We start from the raw sequence: 18,430 nt of genomic DNA on the forward strand, positions 1-18,430 counted from the left end.
AGAGGGCTCGTCAGCTCTTGACGGCGCCGGCCGTGATGCCGCCGACGATGTGCTTGCCGAGGAGGGCGAAGACGAGCAGCAGCGGCACGGTGGAGATGAGGGCACCGGTCAGCACCACGGCCTGGTCGACGCTGTGGTTGCCCGCGCCGAGGCCGGCGAGCGCCACCTGGAGCGTGGGATTGCCGTCCGGGGTGAGCGCGATGAACGGCCAGAAGAAGTCGTTCCAGGCCTGGACGAAGACCAGCATGCCGAGGACGGCCATGGCGGGCTTGGCCACGGGGAAGACCACGTGCCAGATGATCCGCAGGCTGTGCGCCCCGTCCATCCGGGCCGCCTCCACCAGCTCCACCGGCAGCGCCTCCACCAGGAACTGGCGCATGAAGAACACGCCGAAGGCGGCGACGAGCGAGGGCAGCACGACCGACTGGAGCTGGTCGAACCAGCCGAGGTCCGTGATGATCTGGTAGAGCGGGATCACGCTGAGCTGCGGCGGGACCGTCATCGTGGCGACCACGAGCGAGAGCAGCAGGCCCCGGCCCCGGAAGGGCAGTCGGGCGAAGGCGAAGCCGGCGAGCGTGGCGAACAGCACGGTGGACAGCGCCACCAGGCCCGCCACGACCGTGGTGTTGATCAGGGCCTCGCCCATGTCGACCTGGTTCCAGGCGAATTCGAGGTTGTCCAGGAGCCGCTTGCCGGGCAGCAGCGGCGCCGGGGCCTCCACGACCCGCTCGCCGGTGTGGGAGGCGGCGACCACGTTCCAGTACAGCGGGAAGAGCGAGACGACGGCGGCGAGGACGAGCAGGACGTAGGTCAGCGGTCCCGCGTGGTGCTGGCGGCCGGCGGACTGGCGGAAACGGCTACCGGGCGCGGGCGCCGGGCGGGGTGATGCGAGTGTGCGGGCCATGAGGTCATCCCCTCGGCTTCGTGCGGTCGCGGCGGGAGACGAACGCCTGGACGCCGCCGATCAGGAGGAGCAGCAGGAGCATGACCCAGGCGATCGCGGAGGCCTGCCCGAGCGCCCCGGTCACCCAGCCCTTCTCGTACATCAGCAGGCTCAGCGTCTGGAACTGGTTGCCGCTGCCGCCGCTGATGCCGACGCTGCCGCCGTAGAGCATCGGCTCGCCGAACAGCTGGGTGGCGCCGATGGTGGAGACGATGATCGTGAAGAGGATCGTCGGCCGGATCGACGGGATGGTGACGCTGAGGAACTGCCGCCAGCGCGAGGCCCCGTCGAGCGAGGCCGCCTCGTAGAGGTCCTGCGGCACGGCCTGCATCGCGGCCAGGTAGATCAGCGCGTTGTAGCCGGTCCAGCGCCAGGTGACGATCACCGAGATCGCGATCTGCGCCGGCCACTTGGACGACTCCCAGTCCACCGGGCCGATGCCGATCCAGTCGAGCAGCCCGTTGATCATGCCGTAGTCGGTGTTGAACAGCTGGGCGAAGACCAGGGTCGCCGCCGCGATCGAGGTGGCGTACGGGGCGAGGATCGCGACCCGGAAGAAGCCGCGGCCGCGGAGCTTGTAGTTGAGCAGGTGCGCCAGGCCCAGGGCCATGAGCAGCTGCGGAACGGTCGAGATCACCCCGATGGTGAAGGTGTTGAGGAGCGCGTTCCAGAAGAACTCGCTGGTGGCGAGGTCGGTGTAGTTCTCCAGGCCCTTCCAGGTCGGGTCGCCGCCGAGCTCGACCCGGTTCAGCGACAGCCAGCCCGTGTAGAGCAGCGGGAAGAGGCCGAAGGCCGCGAAGGTGAGGAAGAAGGGGGCGATGAAGACGTACGGGATCGCCTTGATGTCCCAGCGGTAGAGCGTGCTGCGCAGGCCGCCGGGGGAGGAGCGGCGGCTCCGGGGGCCGGAGGAGGAGGGCGGTGCGGCGGGCGGCGGGGAGTCGTCCCGCTCCGCCCGGACGGAGGTGGCCACGGGGGCGGTCCTTCCAGTTCGATGCGTGCGGTGGTGCGGGCGGTGCCGGTCCGCCGCCCGGCAGGCGGCGGCGGACCGGCGGGCGCCCCCGCTACTGGTCGATCTTGTCGTCGACCAGCTTCTTGACGTTCTCCCAGGCCTTGGCCGGGTCGGTGTCGCGCTGCTCGATGTCGAGGATGCCGTTGTCGGTGAGGAAGGTCTTCACCTGGCCGTCGTAGCGGCTGATGACGGCGGGGGTGATGCCGACCGCCGCGCTGGAGAAGATCTTGCCGACCGGGGTGTCGCCGAAGTACGGCAGCTTCGCCTCCTGGACCGCCGAGGAGAGCAGCGTGTCCTTGGAGGAGGGGATGTTGCCGTTGACCGCGAAGACCTTGGCGTGCTGCGCCGGGGCGGTCAGCCAGGCGGCGAGCTCGGCGGCCTCCTTGGTGTGCTTGCCGGCCTTCGGCACGGCGAGGAAGGAGCCGCCCCAGTTGCCGGCGACCGGCGGCGCGGCGATGTCCCACTTGCCCTGGTTGGCGGGGCCCGCCTGGTCCTTGATGATGCCGGTCATCCAGCTGGGGCAGGCGACGGTGGCGAACTTCGAGTTCTTGAAGGCCGCGTTCCAGGTGCCCTTCTCGTCGAACTGGCGCAGTTTGGCGGTGAGTCCGCCCTGGGCCGCCTTCACGGCGGTGTCCCAGGCCTTCTTCACGCCGGGGCTGTGCTCCCAGTCGAGCTGGCCGCTCGCGTTGGCGTACTGCACGGGGTCGCTGGAGACGACGGCGTTGAAGAGGCCGCTCGCGGAGTCGTGGAAGGCGGTGCCGGCGGGCGCGGCCGCCTTGTACTTCTCACCGGTCTCGATGAACTTGGACCAGCTGCCGGCCCACAGCTTGCCGACCTCCTCGCGCGCGGTGGGCAGCTTGGCCTTGGCGAAGAGCTCCTTGTTGTAGCAGATGGCCATGGGGCCGATGTCGGTGCCGAGGCCGATGACCTTGCCGTCGCCCGTCGTGGCCTGCTTGACCTTCCAGTCGAGGAAGGCGCCGAGGTCCGCGCCGCCCTCCTTGCCCAGGTCGACCCACTTGTTCGCCATGGCGGGGCCGGTCGCCTCGGCGATGTAGCCCACCTCGACGGCCTGGATGTCGGCGACGCCGCTGTTCTGGGCGAGGCGCAGCTTGAGCGTGTCCCAGTACTTCTGACCGTCGGAGACGTTCGACTCCTCGATCTTGATGTTCGGGTGCAGCCGCTCGTACTCGGCGTAGAGCTTGGCGCCGGTCTTGTTGTCGTAGCCGAAGGAACCGAAGGTCCCGATCCGCAGCGTGATCTTCCCGGCGCCCTGGCCGCTCGCGCCGCCCTTGCCGCCGTCGTCGTCGCTGCCGCAACCGGTGAGCAGGGCCGTGCCGGTCACGACGGCGGCGACCGCCGTGATCGCCGCGCGGCGGCCGCGTCTGCTGCTGGAAGTGCGCATTCCACTCTCCTCGTCCAAGGTGGTGCTCTCTGTGCGTCTTCTGTGCGTCTTCTGTGCCAAGAGGCCCGGTCGGCTGATCGCGGCTCGGCGGCGCCTGCCGGGGCTGTGCCGCAAGGCTGTGTCGCACCCTTATGGGAGCGCTCCCACGTCGTTGCCGGAAGGTTGCTGCCTGGCGGGTGCGAGTGTCAAGGCATGAACACGGATTCGTTACTGGAAGGTTTTCCGGGGGTTTCGCGACGCCCCGCGACCGTCCGGCCGTCATCTCCTGAACGCGGACGCGTGGCGCGGAGGATGGCGGTGGACTAGTGTGGGAGCGCTCCCATTCCCGTATGGGTGCTGGTGAGCGGCGCACAGTCCTACGAGGGGAGTTCGGGAGTCGTGAGCGGACGGCAGAGCGGCAGACCCACCCTGGAACAGGTCGCGGCCATGGCCGGAGTCGGCCGGGGCACGGTCTCCCGGGTCATCAACGGCTCCCCCCGGGTGAGCGAGCGGACGAGAACGGCCGTCGCCCGGGCCGTCGCCGAACTCGGCTACGTCCCCAACCAGGCCGCCCGCACCCTCGCCGGCAGCCGCACCGACGCCGTCGCCCTGGTGATCCCCGAGACCGAGGCGCGCCTCTTCGCCGAGCCGTACTTCCTCGACCTCATCCGCGGCGTCAGCGCCGAACTCGCCGATGCCGACAAGCAGTTGCTGCTCACCCTCATCCGCAGCGAGCAGGAGCGGCAGCGTTTCGAGCAGTACCTCGCCGCCCAGCGCGTCGACGGCGTCCTGCTCGCCTCGGTCCACGGCGACGACCCGCTGCCCGACCGCGTCAGGGAACTGGGCCTCCCGGTCGTCATGAACGGCCGCCGCACCGGGGCCGAGCCCGTGCCGTACGTGGACTCCGACAACATCGGCGCCGGGCGCACCGCCGTCGCCCACCTGGTGGGGCGCGGCCGGAGCCGTATCGCGACCGTCACCGGCCCCCTCGACATGTACGTGGCCAGGGCCCGGCTCGGCGGCTACCGGGCCGGTCTCACGGAGGCCGGACTCCCGCCCGACGAGGGCCTCGTCTCGGCCGGAGACTTCACCGAGGAGGGCGGCCGGCGGGCCATGCGGGAGCTCCTCGACCACAGGCCGGACCTGGACGCCGTCTTCGCCGCCTCCGACGTGATGGCGGCGGGCGCGCGCGGGGTGCTGCGGGAGGCGGGCCGCCGGGTGCCCGAGGACGTCGCCCTCGTCGGGGTCGACGACTCGCCGGTGGCGCGGCTCATGGACCCGCCTCTGACGAGCGTGCGGCAGCCCATCGAGGAGATGGGCCGCACGATGGCGCGGATGCTGATCCGGGAGATCCACGAGAGCACCGGGGCCGCCCCGGAGGAGCCGCGCCGGCACGTGCTGCCCACGGAGCTGGTGGTGCGCGACTCCTCCTGAGGGAGGGCTCCTGGCGGGGGCTCACCGTCAGGCCGGTCTCGCGGCTCCTCCGGGAGCGCGCCCCGTCGTGTCGTGGTCGGCCGGCACGGCCCCCATGCCTCTCCTCGGACCGGGGGCCGTTCGTGCCACCGCCCTGCTCAGAAGGCGAACCGCGCCTTGATCGGGTAGTGGTCCGACTCGTCCGCGTCGGCCGTCACGTCGCACGAGACGACGGTCCCGGCGGACGGGCCGAACAGGTAGTCGATCTTGATGCTGCGCGTGGCCAGCGGCTTCGTGGCCCGGCCGTCACGCGGTCGTGCGGCCGACAGGCCCTCGTCGCACTCCTCGTCCGCCGCGTAGGCCGACGCCACGACGTCCTTGGGGACGTCCGGCGAGGCGGAGTCCGGCGGGACGGAGTTGAGGTCGCCGCCGTAGACGGTCCGATAGCCGGGCCGGGTGTACGCGTGGACGATCTCCTGGAGCTTCGCGGCCTGCTCCCCGCGCTTGGAGCCGTCCGCGTCGTCCGTCGACAGACCGGCGCTGAAGTGGGCCGTGCAGAACTGCAGGGCCTGGGCCGGGAGGACGGCGCAGATCGCGGTCCGCTGCTCCATGCGCACCCAGTCGGTGCCGATGGTCCGGTTCTGCGGCGACGGCAGGTCGTACGAGGTGTACCAGACGTTGGCGTCCGGCACCGCGAGCCCGATGCCGTAGGAGCCGCGGTCCTTCCAACCGGACTCCGCCGAACCGGCGTTGTCGCAGGTCCTGGCGGCCTTCACCGAGGACTTGTCGACTGCCGGTGGTCGAGACCTCCACCGACACGGAGAGACCGCCGGCGCCCACGGGCCTGAGCGCGTACTTGCCGCTCGCCGTGACGGGTACCGGCCGGGCTTCCACGGCGTGGGCCTGCACGGGTGTCATGGCGATCATCGCGAACAGAGCGGAACACGGCACCGCCGGGCCGCGCGCAAAGATCACGAGCGGTGTTCGTCAGGTCCTCCCCCGCGGACGGCCCCGGGGGATCCGGATCCCCCGGGGCCGTCCGGCGCAGGGTTGCAGGGCGGGGTTACAGCGCCGGGTACGCGTTCTTCAGGAGCTCCTGGAACTGGGCCGAGAACCACTTGCCCGCGAGCGGGGCGTCCGGCAGCGCGCCCGACATGCTGTTCCCGTTGCGGACGTTGCCCGTGTACGTCGGGTCGCACATCCGGTCGAAGCCCTTGCCCTCGTCGTTCGGGACCTCCTTGGAGGCGCCGTCGGACTCGCCCGGGGGCTTCATCCAGACGTACGCGTCGATGCCCGCGGCCGGGGCCGCCTGGGGCCGCTCGCCGAGGCCCGCGCCCGCCTGGTTGCACCAGTTGCCGGGGTTGATGCGCCGGTCGTAACGGCCGCCGTTGACGTACGTGTCGACGCTGGTCGTGGCGCCGGGGCCGGTGGGCCGGGCGGTGCCGCCCCAGCCGTTGCGGGAGGTGTCGATCAGCATGCCGAGGTGGGAGTCGAAGCCGATCGAGACGAGCTTGGCGCGCATGGCCTGCGCGTACGACAGCTCGTCGGTGTACCGGTTCCAGTCCACCCACTTGGACTGCCGTACGGAGACGCCGTTCACGCTGTCGTCGATGGTGAAGTGGTCCTCCTTCAGGGCGCTGTAGTTGGCGGTGTTGACGATGAAGCCGTGCACGTTGGAGAGGGTCGAGCCCTCGGCCGTGGCCGCCTGCTTGAAGAGCTCGGCGGAGGGGCCGAAGTTGTCGTCCCAGCCCAGCCAGCCGTGGTGGCCGGCGTCGAGGTAGTTGTAGACGTTGGCGATCGCGCCGAGCTTCTTGAGCGCGTAGCCGACGCCGGTGATGTAGTTGCCGTTCGCCTTCATGACGTCGCAGTTGGCGGTGGCCGTGGCGCGCCCGGAGACGTTGGTGACCAGGTTGGGCAGCGAGTCGAGCTCGACCGTGGCGACGATCCGCAGGCCCGCGTACTTGGAGTCGGCGAGGATCGCGGCGATCGGGTCGATGTACTCGGTCTTGTAGCGGCCGATCTCCGTCGGGCCGAGCTCGCCGTTGGAGGCGAGCGCGGCGCAGTCGCGGCCCGGCAGGTCGTAGATGACCAGCTGGACGACCAGCTCGCCGGAGCCCTTCTGCTTGAGGGCCTCGTCGAGGTGGGCGCGCAGGCCCATGGAGGTGCTCGAACCGTTGATCGCGGCGATCCGGTCCAGCCAGATGCCGGTGGGCTGGTTGGAGACCTTGGTGCCGCCGGGCTCGGCCGCCGCATGCGCGGACCACTCGGGGTTCACGTACACCTTGGCGCCGGCGTAGGGGTTGTCGGCCTTGGTGCCGGCCGGCGGGGTGGTGGGAGGTGTGGTCGGCGGGGTCGTCGGGGGAGTGGTGGGCGGGGTGGTCGGCGGGTCGGTCGGCTGTGTGGCGGTGTTGCAGGTGACGCCGTTCAGCTTGAAGGCGGCCGGTACGGCGTTGGTGCCGCTGTAGGAGGCGTTGAAGCCGAAGGAGGTCGAACCACCGGTCGCGAGGGCCCCGTTGTAGGACATGCTCCTGGCGGTGACGGCGGCACCGGACTGGGTGAGGGTGGCGTTCCAGCCCTGGGTGACCTGCTGGTTGCCGGCGTAGGTCCACTCCAGGGTCCACGAGGACGTCGGGTCGCCGGTGTTCGTGACGACGACGTTCGCGCCGAAGCCGGTGTTCCACTGGTTGGTGATGCTGTAGTCGACCCTGCAGCCCGGGGTGGCTGCGCCGGCGGTGGTGCCGAAGACCGTGGCGGTGGCCCCGGTCGCGGTGACGAGGCCGAGGGCCGCCAGGAGGGCGGTACGGCTGGTGCGGCTCATGGGATGGGGTTCCTCTCAGGAGGTGAGGGCGCGCAGGTGGTCGCGCAGCCCGATGCCGAACGAGGTGGGGGTGCCGTCGTACGAAGTGATCAGCGCGGGACCGGAGTTGCAGTTCCAGGTGTTCCAGGTCCAGCCCAGGTACGAGAGGCCGCGGTCGTCGAACCACTTCATGACGCGGTCGACGAAGGCGTGTCCGCAGGTGTTCTCGCCGATCTCGCCCGCGAGCAGCGGCACTTGGGCGGCCACGGGGGCGAGACCGGTGTTCCAGCACGTCTCGTCGGAGCAGGTGTTGAAGTTGTAGACGTGCCAGGCGGCGGCCAGATTGCCCGCCGGGTCCGTGGGGCGGTACGCGAGCCACTGGCTCAGGTCGTTGGAGTACGCGATTCCCGGGACGAGGACGAGGTTCTTCGCCCCCGTGGCGCGGACGGCGTCCACCAGGTCCTGCATGCCGGCGACCTCGTAGCCGATGCCGGGGCAGCTGCCGCCGTCGCGCCAGCAGGACCAGGCCTGCGCCGCGGTGGAGGTCGCCCGGTCCGGATAGGGCTCGTTGAACAGGTCGAAGACGACCCGCCGGTCGTTCTTGAAGGTGTTCGCGACCGAGGTCCAGAACGCCGGGGTGTACTGGGCGTCCGGCATCGGCTTCTGGCAGGAGGCGTGCACGTCGGAGCAGCCCGCCGAGTTCCCGGTGTACTGGCCGTGGGTCCAGTGCAGGTCGATCACGGGGGTCATGCCGTGGGCGAGCACCTTGGCCACCAGGTCCTTGACGGCGGCGATGTAGTTCGCGCCCCGGTACTCGGGCTTGATGTTGTCGAGGCCGAGCCAGCACTCCTCGTTGAGGGGGATGCGGACGGTGTTGGCCTTCCAGCCGGCGATCGCCTGGACGGAGGCGTCGTCGACGGGACCGTCGAAGAAGCCGTAGCCCTGGACGCACATGAACTCGCCGCCGGAGCGGTTGACGCCGAGGAGGCGGCGGGTGGCGCCGTTCTGGTCGGTGAACCTTGCGCCGGAGACGGTGAGTTCGGGGGCGCCGGTGACGGGGGACGGGGTGGTCGGGGGTGTCGTCGGCGGGGTGGTGGGCGGGGTCGTCGGAGTCGATGGGGGAGTGGTCGGTGGAGTCGTCGGGGTGGTCGGGGTGGGGGTCGGTGTCGGGGGCGCGTCCGTGGCGCACGGTGTGCCGTTGAGCGTGAACGCGGTGGGTGCCGTGTTGGCGCCCGTCCAGGAGGCGATGAAGCCGCCCGAGACCTTCGCGCCCGTGCCGAGCGCGCCGTTCCAGCTCTCGTTGACGACCGTGACGGAGGTCCCGGACTGGGACCACTTCCCGCCCCAGCCCTGACCGACGACCTGGCCGGCCGGGAAGTCGAAGCCGAGGCTCCAACCACTCAGCGCGGCACTGTTGTTGGTGACGGTCACGGCACCCTGGAAGCCGCCGGACCACTGGCCGACGACCGCGTACTCGACTGTGCAGGCGGGTGCGGCCGCGGCTCCGGAGGCCGTACCCATGACGGCGAGAGCGGTGCTCGCCATCGTGAGCGCCGCTCCTGCGAGCAGCGCGGACAGACGTGGGGGATGTCGCATGAGCGAGTCCTCGCAGCGAGGGCACACCCCTGACGGTGTGCCGGCCGGACGGAATCGCTCCCACTGGGTCGGGCAGACCGTAGCGCCAACTGACGTCAAGCAAAAGGGGAGTTGTGTAAATTCCCCGGCTTTTGGCTTCGACTTCCGCACGCACCTTGACGGCATAGGACCCCCCCTGCACAGTGGGAGCGCTCCCACTGGTTCAGAGCTTGACTGTCGCACCTTCCGCTCTTCGCATCACCGACCCCACCGAGCCGCGAGGAGAACCGCCCGCATGTCACGTTTACGACCGAGAACGCGACCGCGCCGACAGCTGACCGCCCTTGCCGCCGCGCTCTCCCTCCCCCTCGGCCTCACGGCCGTCGGCGCCACCACCGCCCAGGCGGCGGCCGTCCAGTGCAGCGTCGACTACAAGACCAGCGACTGGGGTTCGGGCTTCACCGCCGAACTCACGCTCACCAACCGCGCCGCCGAGCCCCTGAACGGCTGGACGCTGACGTACTCCTACGCCGGCGACCAGAAACTCACCAACGGCTGGAACGGCGTCTGGTCGCAGTCCGGCAAGAACGTCACGGTGACCAACGCGTCCTGGAACGGCACCCTCGCCGCGGGCGCGGCCACCACCACCGGCGCCCAGTTCGCCTACAGCGGGACCAACGCCGCCCCCACCGGCTTCGCCGTCAACGGCACCCCGTGCGCCGGCGCCCATCAGCCCCCGGTCGCGGTCCTGACCAGCCCGACCGCCGGGGCCGTCTACACCGAGGGCGACGCGGTGCCGCTCGCCGCCACCGCCGCCGCGGCCGACAGCGCCACCGTGAACAAGGTGGAGTTCTACAGCGACACCACCCTCCTCGGCACCGACACCACCGCGCCCTTCACCTACAGCGCGGCCGGTCTCGCCACCGGTGCCCACTCCCTCTACGCCAAGGCCTACGACAGCCTCGGAGCCTCCGCCGAGTCGGCGCCCGTCGGCATCACGGTCGCCGCCGGACCCGCGCTCGTCGCCTCCCCGACCCAGCTCGGCGTACGGCAGGGCTCCACCGGCACCTTCGACCTGAAGCTCTCCACCGCCCCGACCGCCAACGTCACGGTGAGCGTCTCCCGTACCTCCGGGAACACCAACCTCACCGCGACCCCGGCGAGCCTCACCTTCACCCCGGCGAACTGGAGCACCGCCCAGAAGGTGACCGTCGCCGCCGCGGCCACCGGCACCGGCTCGGCCGTCTTCACCGCGACCGCCCCCGGCCACGCCAAGGCCGAGGTCACCGTCGCCCAGCTGGCCGCGGACTCCACGTACGACGCCCGCTTCCTCGACCTCCACGGGAAGATCACCAACCCGGCCAACGGCTACTTCTCGCCCGAGGGCATCCCGTACCACTCCGTGGAGACCCTGATCGTCGAGGCCCCCGACTACGGGCACGAGACGACCTCGGAGGCGTACAGCTACCTCATCTGGCTCCAGGCCATGTACGGGAAGATCACCGGGGACTGGACCAAGTTCAACGGCGCCTGGGAGACCATGGAGAAGTTCATGATCCCCACCCACGCCGACCAGCCCACCACCTCCTCCTACAACGCCTCGAAGCCGGCGACGTACGCCCCCGAGTGGGACCTGCCCTCCCAGTACCCGGCGAGGCTCGACTCCGGCGTCGCCTCGGGCTCCGACCCGATCGCCGCCGAGCTGAAGAGCGCCTACGGCACCGACGACCTCTACGGCATGCACTGGATCCAGGACGTCGACAACGTCTACGGCTACGGCAACGGACCCGGGAAGTGCTCCGCCGGACGGACGGCGACCGGACCCTCGTACATCAACACCTTCCAGCGCGGCCCGCAGGAGTCCGTCTGGGAGACCGTCACCCACCCCACCTGCGACAACTTCTCCTTCGGCGGGAAGAACGGCTACCTGGACCTCTTCACCGGGGACTCCTCGTACGCCAAGCAGTGGAAGTTCACCGACGCCCCCGACGCCGACGCCCGCGCCGTCCAGGCCGCCTACTGGGCCGACCTCTGGGCCAAGGAGCAGGGCAAGGGCTCCCAGGTCGCCACGACCGTCGGCAAGGCCGCCAAGATGGGCGACTACCTGCGGTACGCCATGTTCGACAAGTACTTCAAGAAGATCGGGAACTGCGTCGGGCCGACCGCCTGCCCGGCCGGCACCGGCAAGGACAGCGCCCACTACCTGCTGTCCTGGTACTACGCCTGGGGCGGCGCCACCGACACCTCGGCCGGCTGGTCCTGGCGCATCGGCTCCAGCCACAACCACAGCGGCTACCAGAACCCCCTCGCCGCCTACGCGCTCAGCTCCTACGCCCCGCTGAAGCCCAAGTCGGCGACGGGTCAGGCCGACTGGGCGACCAGCCTCGGCCGGCAGCTGGAGTTCTACCGCTGGCTCCAGTCCGACGAGGGCGCCATCGCGGGCGGCGCCACCAACAGCTGGCAGGGGCGCTACGCCACCCCGCCGGCCGGCACCCCCACCTTCCACGGCATGTACTACGACGAGCAGCCCGTCTACCACGACCCCCCGTCCAACCAGTGGTTCGGCTTCCAGGCCTGGTCCATGGAGCGGGTCGCCGAGTACTACCAGCAGACCGGTGACGCCAAGGCGAAGACCGTCCTCGACAAGTGGGTCTCCTGGGCCCTGTCGAAGACCACGATCAACCCCGACGGCACCTACCGCGTCCCCTCCACCCTCCAGTGGTCCGGCGCGCCCGACACCTGGAACGCGGCGAACCCCGGCGCCAACGCCGGACTGCACGTCACCGTCGCCGACTACACCGACGACGTCGGCGTGGCCGCCGCCTACGCCAAGACCCTCACCTACTACGCGGCCAGGTCCGGCCACGCCGAGGCCAAGCGCGTCGCCAAGGCCCTCCTCGACGGCATGTGGGACCACCACCGGGACGCCCTGGGCATCGCCGTCCCGGAGACCCGTGCCGACTACAACCGCTTCGACGACCCCGTGTACGTGCCGAGCGGCTGGACCGGCACCATGCCGAACGGCGACGCGGTGAACTCCTCGTCGACCTTCGCCTCCATCCGTTCCTTCTACAAGAACGACCCGGCCTGGCCGAAGGTCGAGGCCTACCTGGCGGGCGGCGCCGCGCCCGTCTTCACCTACCACCGGTTCTGGGCCCAGGCGGACATCGCCCTGGCCATGGGCTCGTACGCGGAACTCCTCGAATAACGGTCCGCCCCGCGAGAGCGGGCTCCGCGTACGACGAGGCCGGGCGGCCCCCGAGAGGGGACCGCCCGGCCTCCGGGCGTTCACGTGAGCCGTCAGCCCGGGGTGCCGACCTCCTCCACGCCCAGGTACATCACCGAGGGGCTGGCTGGGTTGAAGGCGATGGCGGAGACGCCGTCGAAGGCGTTGTGGGTCTTGGTGAGCGCGCCCGTGGCCGTGTCGAGACGGAACAGGTCGGTGCCGTAGCCCATGAAGTACGTGCCGTACTCGAAGTGGAGCACGTTCGCGTCGGACGGGCTCGGGGCGAGCAGGGTGCTGTTGGTCAGCTTGTGCTCCGCCGTGTCGTCGAGGACCTTCGCGAAGGTGCGGCCGCCGTCCGTCGAACGGTAGAGGTGGCGGCCCTCGTTGCCGGAGCCCGGGACGGCCTCGGCGAGGTCGACGCCGATGCCGTAGACGAACGAGGGGTTCGCGGGGGAGACGGCCGTCGCGAACAGGTTGGCGGAGGCGCCGGAGGTCAGCCCGGTGGAGGCGGTCCAGGTCGCGCCGCCGTCCGTGGTCACCGCGCCGCCGCGGATCATGGCGCCGGCGACGACGTGGTCCGGGTTCGCCGGGTCGAACGAGACGGAGTAGACGCCGGTGCCCGCGGGGAAGGCCGGGGTGCCGGTGGTGCTCCAGGTGACGCCCGCGTTCCGCGAGTCGTACAGGCGGCCGTCGCCGCCCGCGAGGCGGACGTGGTTCGGGTCGGCCGGGTCGGTGCCCACGCCGATGACGGATGCGACGGGGGAGGTGAGCGGGGTGACGGTGGTGCCGTCGACGCGGGCGAGGTAGCCGCCGTTCGGCTCCCACGCGAAGGCGCGGGTCCCGCTGCCCGCGGTGAGACGCGTGGTCTCGCTGCCCAGCGTGGCGGCGTGGGTCCAGCTGCAGCCGGCGTCGGTGGAGCGCTGGAGCTCGTTGTTGCGCGTGGCGAGGAGCGTGCCGGGGGCGCCGAGCGCCACGAGGCCGTGGGTGTAACTGATGGGCTTGAGCGTGCCGGTGGTGCCGGCGAGGCTCGCTCCGCCGTCCGTGGTGAAGGTGACCGCACCGTCGCCGACGACGCGGTTGCAGGTCGGGGCTGTCCAGCCGGAGCCCGTGGCCGCGATGGCGGCGGACGGCTGGACGAGGGCGAGAGCGGCGGCGGCCGTGATGACGGCGATGCCGGTTCGCTTCATGGTTGCCTCCCTTGTGGGGTGGGGCGCACAGGCGCTTGTTGATCTTGTTTCTATCCGGAGGAGGTGATCTTGGTCAGCATGATCATTTGCCAAACTTGTTGACTGGAAAGCTTCTTGACGAAGGATCTTCGTGAAATGCCGGTGGAGAGAGCAAGAACTCCGCGCGACGCACATGCGGCGAAGCTTCGCCGAAGTCCTGTCAGGGCCCCGCCGGAGCACACTTGCGGTTGACGCGGCGGCAACCCCTACGGTCTTCGAACGGGGCCGGAACACCGGCCCCGGCGAAGGAGAGGACACCGTCATGGCCTGGTCGATCGCGGAGGTGGCCCGGATGTCCGGGGTGACCTCCCGGACGCTGCGGCACTACGACGAGATCGGTCTGCTGGAGCCGGCGTGGACCGCGAGCGACGGGCACCGCCACTACGAGGAGCCCCAGCTGCTGCGCCTCCAGCAGATCCTGCTCATGCGGGAGCTGGACGTGGGCCTGCGCGAGATCCGGGAGGTCCTGGACAGCCGGGCCGACCGCGTGACCGTCCTGCGCGAGCACCATGCCCGGCTGCTCGCGGAGCGGGACCGGCTCGGCACCCTGGCCCGCACGGTCGCCCGCACCATCGCCGAACTCCAGGAGAACGAGGACCAGGACATGGTGAGCATCAACCGCCCCGAGAACCTCTTCGAGGGCTTCCGGCCCGACCCCGCGATCGAGGCCGAGACGCGGGAGCGCTGGCCGGAGGCGTACGAGCAGTCCCGGCAGGTCATCGAGGGGATGAGCCCCGAGACCACCGAGCAGTGGCAGCGTGAGGCCACCGCCCAGATGATCCGCTTCGCCGAGCACATGGCCGCCGGCACGCCCGCCGACGACCCGGCGGTCCAGGTCGAGGTGGACGCCCACTACCGGGACGTCTGCCGCTTCTGGACCCCGAACGCCGAGGGGTACCGGGGCCTGGCGAAGACCTACGCCGAGGACCACCGGTTCCGCGAGAACTTCGACAAGATCGCCGTCGGCCTCGCCGAGTACCAGCAGCGGGCCATGAACGTCTACGCGGACACCCGGCTGGGCTGAGGCCCGCCCGTCCGTGACTCCGGACCGAGCCCCCTCCCGCCTGCGCGGCGGAGGGGGCTCGGCCCGTCAGGCGAGGAGACGGGGAGGTGGTGACAGGGGCATGGCGAGACGGGCACACTGTGCGACGCGCGTAGAAGTGACACGCGCAGCACATCCTCCGGTTCCCTCCGCGCCATTCGCCGCCACTACAACTGCCCTGCCGCCACGGTGTGTCCCCCACGCACACCCGGCGCGGTGCTCCGCGAACCCTCCACGACACCTCGCGAAAGGCACCCCCATGACCTCCCGTCACATACCCGTCCGCGGCCGCCGCACCGGCCTGCTCGCCGCCACCGCCCTCGTCGGCTCCCTCACGGCCGGCCTCCTCGCGCTTCCCGCGCACGCCGCCACCGTCACCATCGCCGCCGTCCAGGGCGCCAAGCGGCTCTCGCCGTACAGCGGCCAGCAGGTCACCGTCACCGGCATCGTGACCGCGATCCGCTCCACCGGAACCTCCCGCGGATACTGGATCCAGGATCCGATCGGCGACGGCAACGCGGCCACCAGCGAAGCCCTCTTCGTGTACACCGGATCCACCACCCCCGCCACCAAGACCGGCAACAAGGTCACCGTCAGGGGCACGGTCTCCGAGTACTACCCCGGCGGCTCCGCCGAGGGCGGCCAGTCCGTCACCGAACTGACCTCCGCGACGATCACCTCCACCCTCTCCACCGGCAACGCGCTCCCGGCCGCCTTCACGCTGGACGCGGCCTCGATCCCGGACGCGTACGCACCCGACGCCGGGGGCGGTTCCATCGAGGGCCTGACCCTCGCCCCCTCGACGTACGCGCTCGACCTCTACGAGTCCCTGGAAGGCATGCGCGTCCAGGTGGGCGGCGCCCGCGTCGTCGGCGCCACCACGCCCTACGGCGAACTCTTCGTCACCGCCGACCCGAACGAGCACGCCACCCCGCGCGGCGGCACCGTCTACGGTTCGTACGCCTCCCAGAACGTCGGCCGCGTCAAGGTCGAGTCCCTGCTGAGCTCCGCCTTCCCGGTCGCCGACGTCGGCGACGTCCTCAGCGGCACGACCGCCGGACCGCTCGACTACGACAACTTCGGCGGCTACGGCATCCAGGCCACCACCCTCGGCACCCTCACCGACAACGCCCTCGCCCCCGAGACCACCCGGGCGCAGACCGCGGGCGAGCTCGCCGTCGCCACGTACAACGTCGAGAACCTCGACCCGACCGACCCGCAGAGCAAGTTCGACCGGCTCGCCGCGGGGATCGTCCGCAACCTCGCCTCGCCCGACGTCGTGGCCCTGGAGGAGGTCCAGGACAACAACGGCGTGACGGACGACGGCGTCGTCGCCGCCGACCAGACCTACGCCAAGCTGATCGCCGCCATCACGGCCGCGGGCGGCCCGGCCTACCAGTACCGCCAGATCAACCCGGTCGACGACCAGGACGGCGGCGAGCCCGGCGGCAACATCCGCGTCGGCTTCCTCTACAACCCGGCCCGCGTCGGCTTCACCGACCGCCCCGGCGGCAGCTCCACCACCGCCGTCTCCGTCGTGGACAACGCCGGCACCGCCGCCCTGTCGGTCTCGCCCGGCCGGATCAACCCGTCCGACTCCGCCTGGAACGCCAGCCGCAAGCCGCTCGTCGGCGAGTTCACCTTCCAGGGCAAGACCGTGTTCGTCGTCGCCGACCACTTCACCTCCAAGGGAGGCGACCAGCCCCTGCACTCCCGCTTCCAGCCGCCGGCCCGCTCCTCGGAGACCCAGCGCGGACAGCAGGCCACGCAGGTCAACGGCTTCGTCAAGCAGATCCTCGCCGTGCAGCCCTCGGCCCGCGTCGTCGTCCTCGGCGACCTCAACGACTTCGAGTTCTCCCGCACGGTCACCACGCTGACCTCCGGCGGAGTCCTCACCCCGCTCGTCGGCACCCTCCCGGCCGCGGAGCGCTACACCTACGTCTACCAGGGCAACTCCCAGGCCATCGACCACATCCTGACGAGCCCGGCCCTCACCTCGTACGACTACGACATCGTCCACGTCAACAGCGAGTTCGCCGACCAGGCCAGCGACCACGACCCGCAGGTCGTCCGCCTCGTCCCCTGAGACGGGGATTGACATCGCCCGTGCGTGAATCGTCCTGATCCCGGTGTTGGCGCCGGGCGGAGGCCCGATGACACGCTGAGCCCCATGGACACCTTCAAGACGACGAGCGGTGCGGTACGGGGCTTCCGGGCGTCCGACGGCGTGGTCGCCGTGCTCGGAATCCCCTACGCCGCACCGCCGTTCGGCGCCCTCCGGTTCCGCGAGCCCGCTCCGGCGGCCGCGTGGACCGGAGCGCGGGACTGTACGGCCTTCGGCCCCGTCGCCCCGCAGTCGGCGGAGCTGCCCGGCGCGCCCCTGTGGTCGCCCGGCGACGAGGACGTCCTCACCGTCAACGTCTGGACCCCGGCCGCGGACCGCGCCCCCCTGCCCGTCCTGGTCTGGATCCACGGCGGCGCCTACACCTTCGGCTCCTCGGCCCAGCCCGACTTCGACGGAGCCGCCCTCGCCCGCGCCGGACTGGTCGTGGTCACCCTCAACCACCGGCTCGGCTTCGAGGGGTTCGGGCACGTCCCGGCTTCCGGCGGGACGTCGTACCCCGACAACCGGGGACTCCTCGACCAGGTCGCGGCCCTGCGCTGGGTGCGGGAGAACATCGCCGCGTTCGGCGGCGACCCCGGCGACGTCACGCTCGCCGGCCAGTCCTCCGGGGCCGCGTCGGTCGCCTGCCTCATGGTGATGGACCGGGCGCGCGGCCTGTTCCACCGCGCCGTCGCGCACAGCCCCGCCAGCCCCCACTACACCCTCGACATCGCCGCCGCGACCACGCGCGAGATCGCCGCGGCGGCCGGTTGCCCGGCCACTCCGGAGGGCCTGACCGCCGCGACTCCGCAGGCCCTGGTCGCCGCCTCCGACCAGGTCGTCGAGGCGTACCGGCGCGACCCCGACTCAGGGTCCCGCCACTACGACCCCTCGCTCTACGCCCCCGTCCTCGACGGGGACGTCCTGCCCGTCGACCCGCTCACGGGCCTCGCCGCCGGGGCGGCCCGGGACGTGGACCTCCTGGTCTGCCACACCACGGAGGAGTACTGGCTGCTCGACGCCGTGGGCAGCTGCGCGAAGGTCACCACCGAGGGGCGACTGGCCCGATTCGCGGAGGACTTCGGGCTCCCCGACGGCCTGATCGCCGGCTACCGCGCCGCGCTGCCCGACGCCCCGCCGTCCGACGTCTACCTGTCCGTCTTCGGTGACCTCCTCTTCGGCGAGTACGCCCACCGGCTCGTCGAGCAGCAGGTCCGGGGCGGGGGCCGGGCGTTCCTCTCGCGCTTCGACCGCCGCCGCACGGGCCCGAACGGGACCGTTCGGGCCTGGCACTGCGCGGACGTCCCCTTCGCCTTCGGCAACGTCGACAAGGACTGCGTGGCCTTCCTCGTCGGCGGCGCCCCCACCCCCGCCGACCACGAGCTGGCGGGCCGGATGACGCGCGCCTGGGCCGACTTCGCCGCCACCGGGGATCCGGGCTGGCCCCCGTACGACGACACCACCCGGCCCGCGATGGTCTGGCGGACCGACGAGGGGGACGAGCCCCCGGCCCTCCGCGCGCTCTGGACGGGGGCCGAGTTCCCGCTCCTGCGGGCCTGAGGAGCGGACCCGGCCGCCGTCGGAGAAGCCGTGAGCCGCCCCGCCCACGGTCGGGTCTACCGAACCGTTCAGTCTTGACCGTGAACTGGTCGGTATAGTTCAGTGCTTCCTGGAGGCGGCGCGGGGTGCCGCACGTGACGAGGGAGGCGGGGAG

The 18,430-nt window shown here is 71.2% G+C and carries 12 protein-coding genes; 5 read left to right on the forward strand and 7 right to left on the reverse strand.

Going from position 1 to position 18,430, the window contains the following annotated elements:
* Positions 1-10 precede the first annotated feature (10 nt).
* From ACH4TP_RS12635 to ACH4TP_RS12645, 3 genes are all read right to left on the reverse strand, one after another.
* Complete coding sequence (locus tag ACH4TP_RS12635) at positions 11-904, reverse strand: carbohydrate ABC transporter permease (RefSeq protein WP_398437455.1); 894 nt, start codon at positions 902-904, stop codon at positions 11-13.
* A gap of 4 nt (positions 905-908) precedes the next feature.
* Positions 909-1,913: a carbohydrate ABC transporter permease gene (locus ACH4TP_RS12640; RefSeq protein ID WP_389231268.1), complete on the reverse strand. Its 1,005-nt coding sequence runs from the start codon at positions 1,911-1,913 to the stop codon at positions 909-911.
* 91 nt (positions 1,914-2,004) lie between these two features.
* Complete coding sequence (locus ACH4TP_RS12645; protein ID WP_398437459.1) at positions 2,005-3,354, reverse strand: ABC transporter substrate-binding protein; 1,350 nt, start codon at positions 3,352-3,354, stop codon at positions 2,005-2,007.
* A gap of 378 nt (positions 3,355-3,732) precedes the next feature.
* Here ACH4TP_RS12645 and ACH4TP_RS12650 point away from each other — a divergent pair, with 378 nt between their 5' ends.
* Positions 3,733-4,767: a LacI family DNA-binding transcriptional regulator gene (locus ACH4TP_RS12650; protein ID WP_389231274.1), complete on the forward strand. Its 1,035-nt coding sequence runs from the start codon at positions 3,733-3,735 to the stop codon at positions 4,765-4,767.
* Positions 4,768-4,904: 137 nt separating this feature from the next.
* Here the strand turns inward: ACH4TP_RS12650 and ACH4TP_RS12655 are convergent, their stop codons facing one another.
* The 3 genes from ACH4TP_RS12655 to ACH4TP_RS12665 form a co-directional block, all read right to left on the reverse strand.
* Positions 4,905-5,522, reverse strand: a complete 618-nt coding sequence (locus ACH4TP_RS12655; protein ID WP_398437461.1) for an endonuclease/exonuclease/phosphatase family protein — start codon at positions 5,520-5,522, stop codon at positions 4,905-4,907.
* Between the two features lie 287 nt (positions 5,523-5,809).
* Positions 5,810-7,564: a glycoside hydrolase family 6 protein gene (locus tag ACH4TP_RS12660; protein ID WP_398437463.1), complete on the reverse strand. Its 1,755-nt coding sequence runs from the start codon at positions 7,562-7,564 to the stop codon at positions 5,810-5,812.
* 15 nt (positions 7,565-7,579) lie between these two features.
* A complete protein-coding gene (locus ACH4TP_RS12665) occupies positions 7,580-9,139 on the reverse strand; it encodes a cellulase family glycosylhydrolase (protein WP_398437465.1) in 1,560 nt (519 codons plus the stop codon).
* Positions 9,140-9,413: 274 nt separating this feature from the next.
* On the opposite strand from ACH4TP_RS12665, the gene ACH4TP_RS12670 reads away from it, so the two are divergent.
* Positions 9,414-12,326, forward strand: a complete 2,913-nt coding sequence (locus tag ACH4TP_RS12670; RefSeq protein ID WP_398437467.1) for a glycoside hydrolase family 48 protein — start codon at positions 9,414-9,416, stop codon at positions 12,324-12,326.
* Positions 12,327-12,418: 92 nt separating this feature from the next.
* Here ACH4TP_RS12670 and ACH4TP_RS12675 read toward each other — a convergent pair whose 3' ends face one another.
* Positions 12,419-13,531: a dispase autolysis-inducing protein gene (locus ACH4TP_RS12675; RefSeq protein ID WP_398437469.1), complete on the reverse strand. Its 1,113-nt coding sequence runs from the start codon at positions 13,529-13,531 to the stop codon at positions 12,419-12,421.
* 301 nt (positions 13,532-13,832) lie between these two features.
* Here ACH4TP_RS12675 and ACH4TP_RS12680 point away from each other — a divergent pair, with 301 nt between their 5' ends.
* The 3 genes from ACH4TP_RS12680 (at position 13,833) to ACH4TP_RS12690 (ending at position 18,276) form a co-directional block, all read left to right on the forward strand.
* On the forward strand, positions 13,833-14,594 hold the full coding sequence (locus ACH4TP_RS12680) for a MerR family transcriptional regulator (protein WP_398437471.1): 762 nt from the start codon (positions 13,833-13,835) through the stop codon (positions 14,592-14,594).
* 277 nt (positions 14,595-14,871) lie between these two features.
* Complete coding sequence (locus ACH4TP_RS12685; protein WP_398437473.1) at positions 14,872-16,698, forward strand: endonuclease/exonuclease/phosphatase family protein; 1,827 nt, start codon at positions 14,872-14,874, stop codon at positions 16,696-16,698.
* 84 nt (positions 16,699-16,782) lie between these two features.
* Positions 16,783-18,276, forward strand: coding sequence for a carboxylesterase/lipase family protein (locus ACH4TP_RS12690; RefSeq protein WP_398437475.1), 1,494 nt, complete (start codon positions 16,783-16,785; stop codon positions 18,274-18,276).
* Positions 18,277-18,430: the final 154 nt, after the last annotated feature.

It is taken from the genome of Streptomyces sp. NPDC021012, from assembly GCF_044333355.1.
GTDB lineage: Bacteria > Actinomycetota > Actinomycetes > Streptomycetales > Streptomycetaceae > Streptomyces.

Coding starts and splice junctions, on each gene's coding strand:
- ACH4TP_RS12645 (WP_398437459.1), bottom strand. CDS start 3,354: ATGCGCACTTCCAGCAGCAGACGCGGCCGCCGCGCGGCGATCACGGCG.
- ACH4TP_RS12665 (WP_398437465.1), bottom strand. CDS start 9,139: ATGCGACATCCCCCACGTCTGTCCGCGCTGCTCGCAGGAGCGGCGCTC.
- ACH4TP_RS12685 (WP_398437473.1), top strand. CDS start 14,872: ATGACCTCCCGTCACATACCCGTCCGCGGCCGCCGCACCGGCCTGCTC.
- ACH4TP_RS12660 (WP_398437463.1), bottom strand. CDS start 7,564: ATGAGCCGCACCAGCCGTACCGCCCTCCTGGCGGCCCTCGGCCTCGTC.
- ACH4TP_RS12675 (WP_398437469.1), bottom strand. CDS start 13,531: ATGAAGCGAACCGGCATCGCCGTCATCACGGCCGCCGCCGCTCTCGCC.
- ACH4TP_RS12670 (WP_398437467.1), top strand. CDS start 9,414: ATGTCACGTTTACGACCGAGAACGCGACCGCGCCGACAGCTGACCGCC.
- ACH4TP_RS12680 (WP_398437471.1), top strand. CDS start 13,833: ATGGCCTGGTCGATCGCGGAGGTGGCCCGGATGTCCGGGGTGACCTCC.
- ACH4TP_RS12690 (WP_398437475.1), top strand. CDS start 16,783: ATGGACACCTTCAAGACGACGAGCGGTGCGGTACGGGGCTTCCGGGCG.
- ACH4TP_RS12635 (WP_398437455.1), bottom strand. CDS start 904: ATGGCCCGCACACTCGCATCACCCCGCCCGGCGCCCGCGCCCGGTAGC.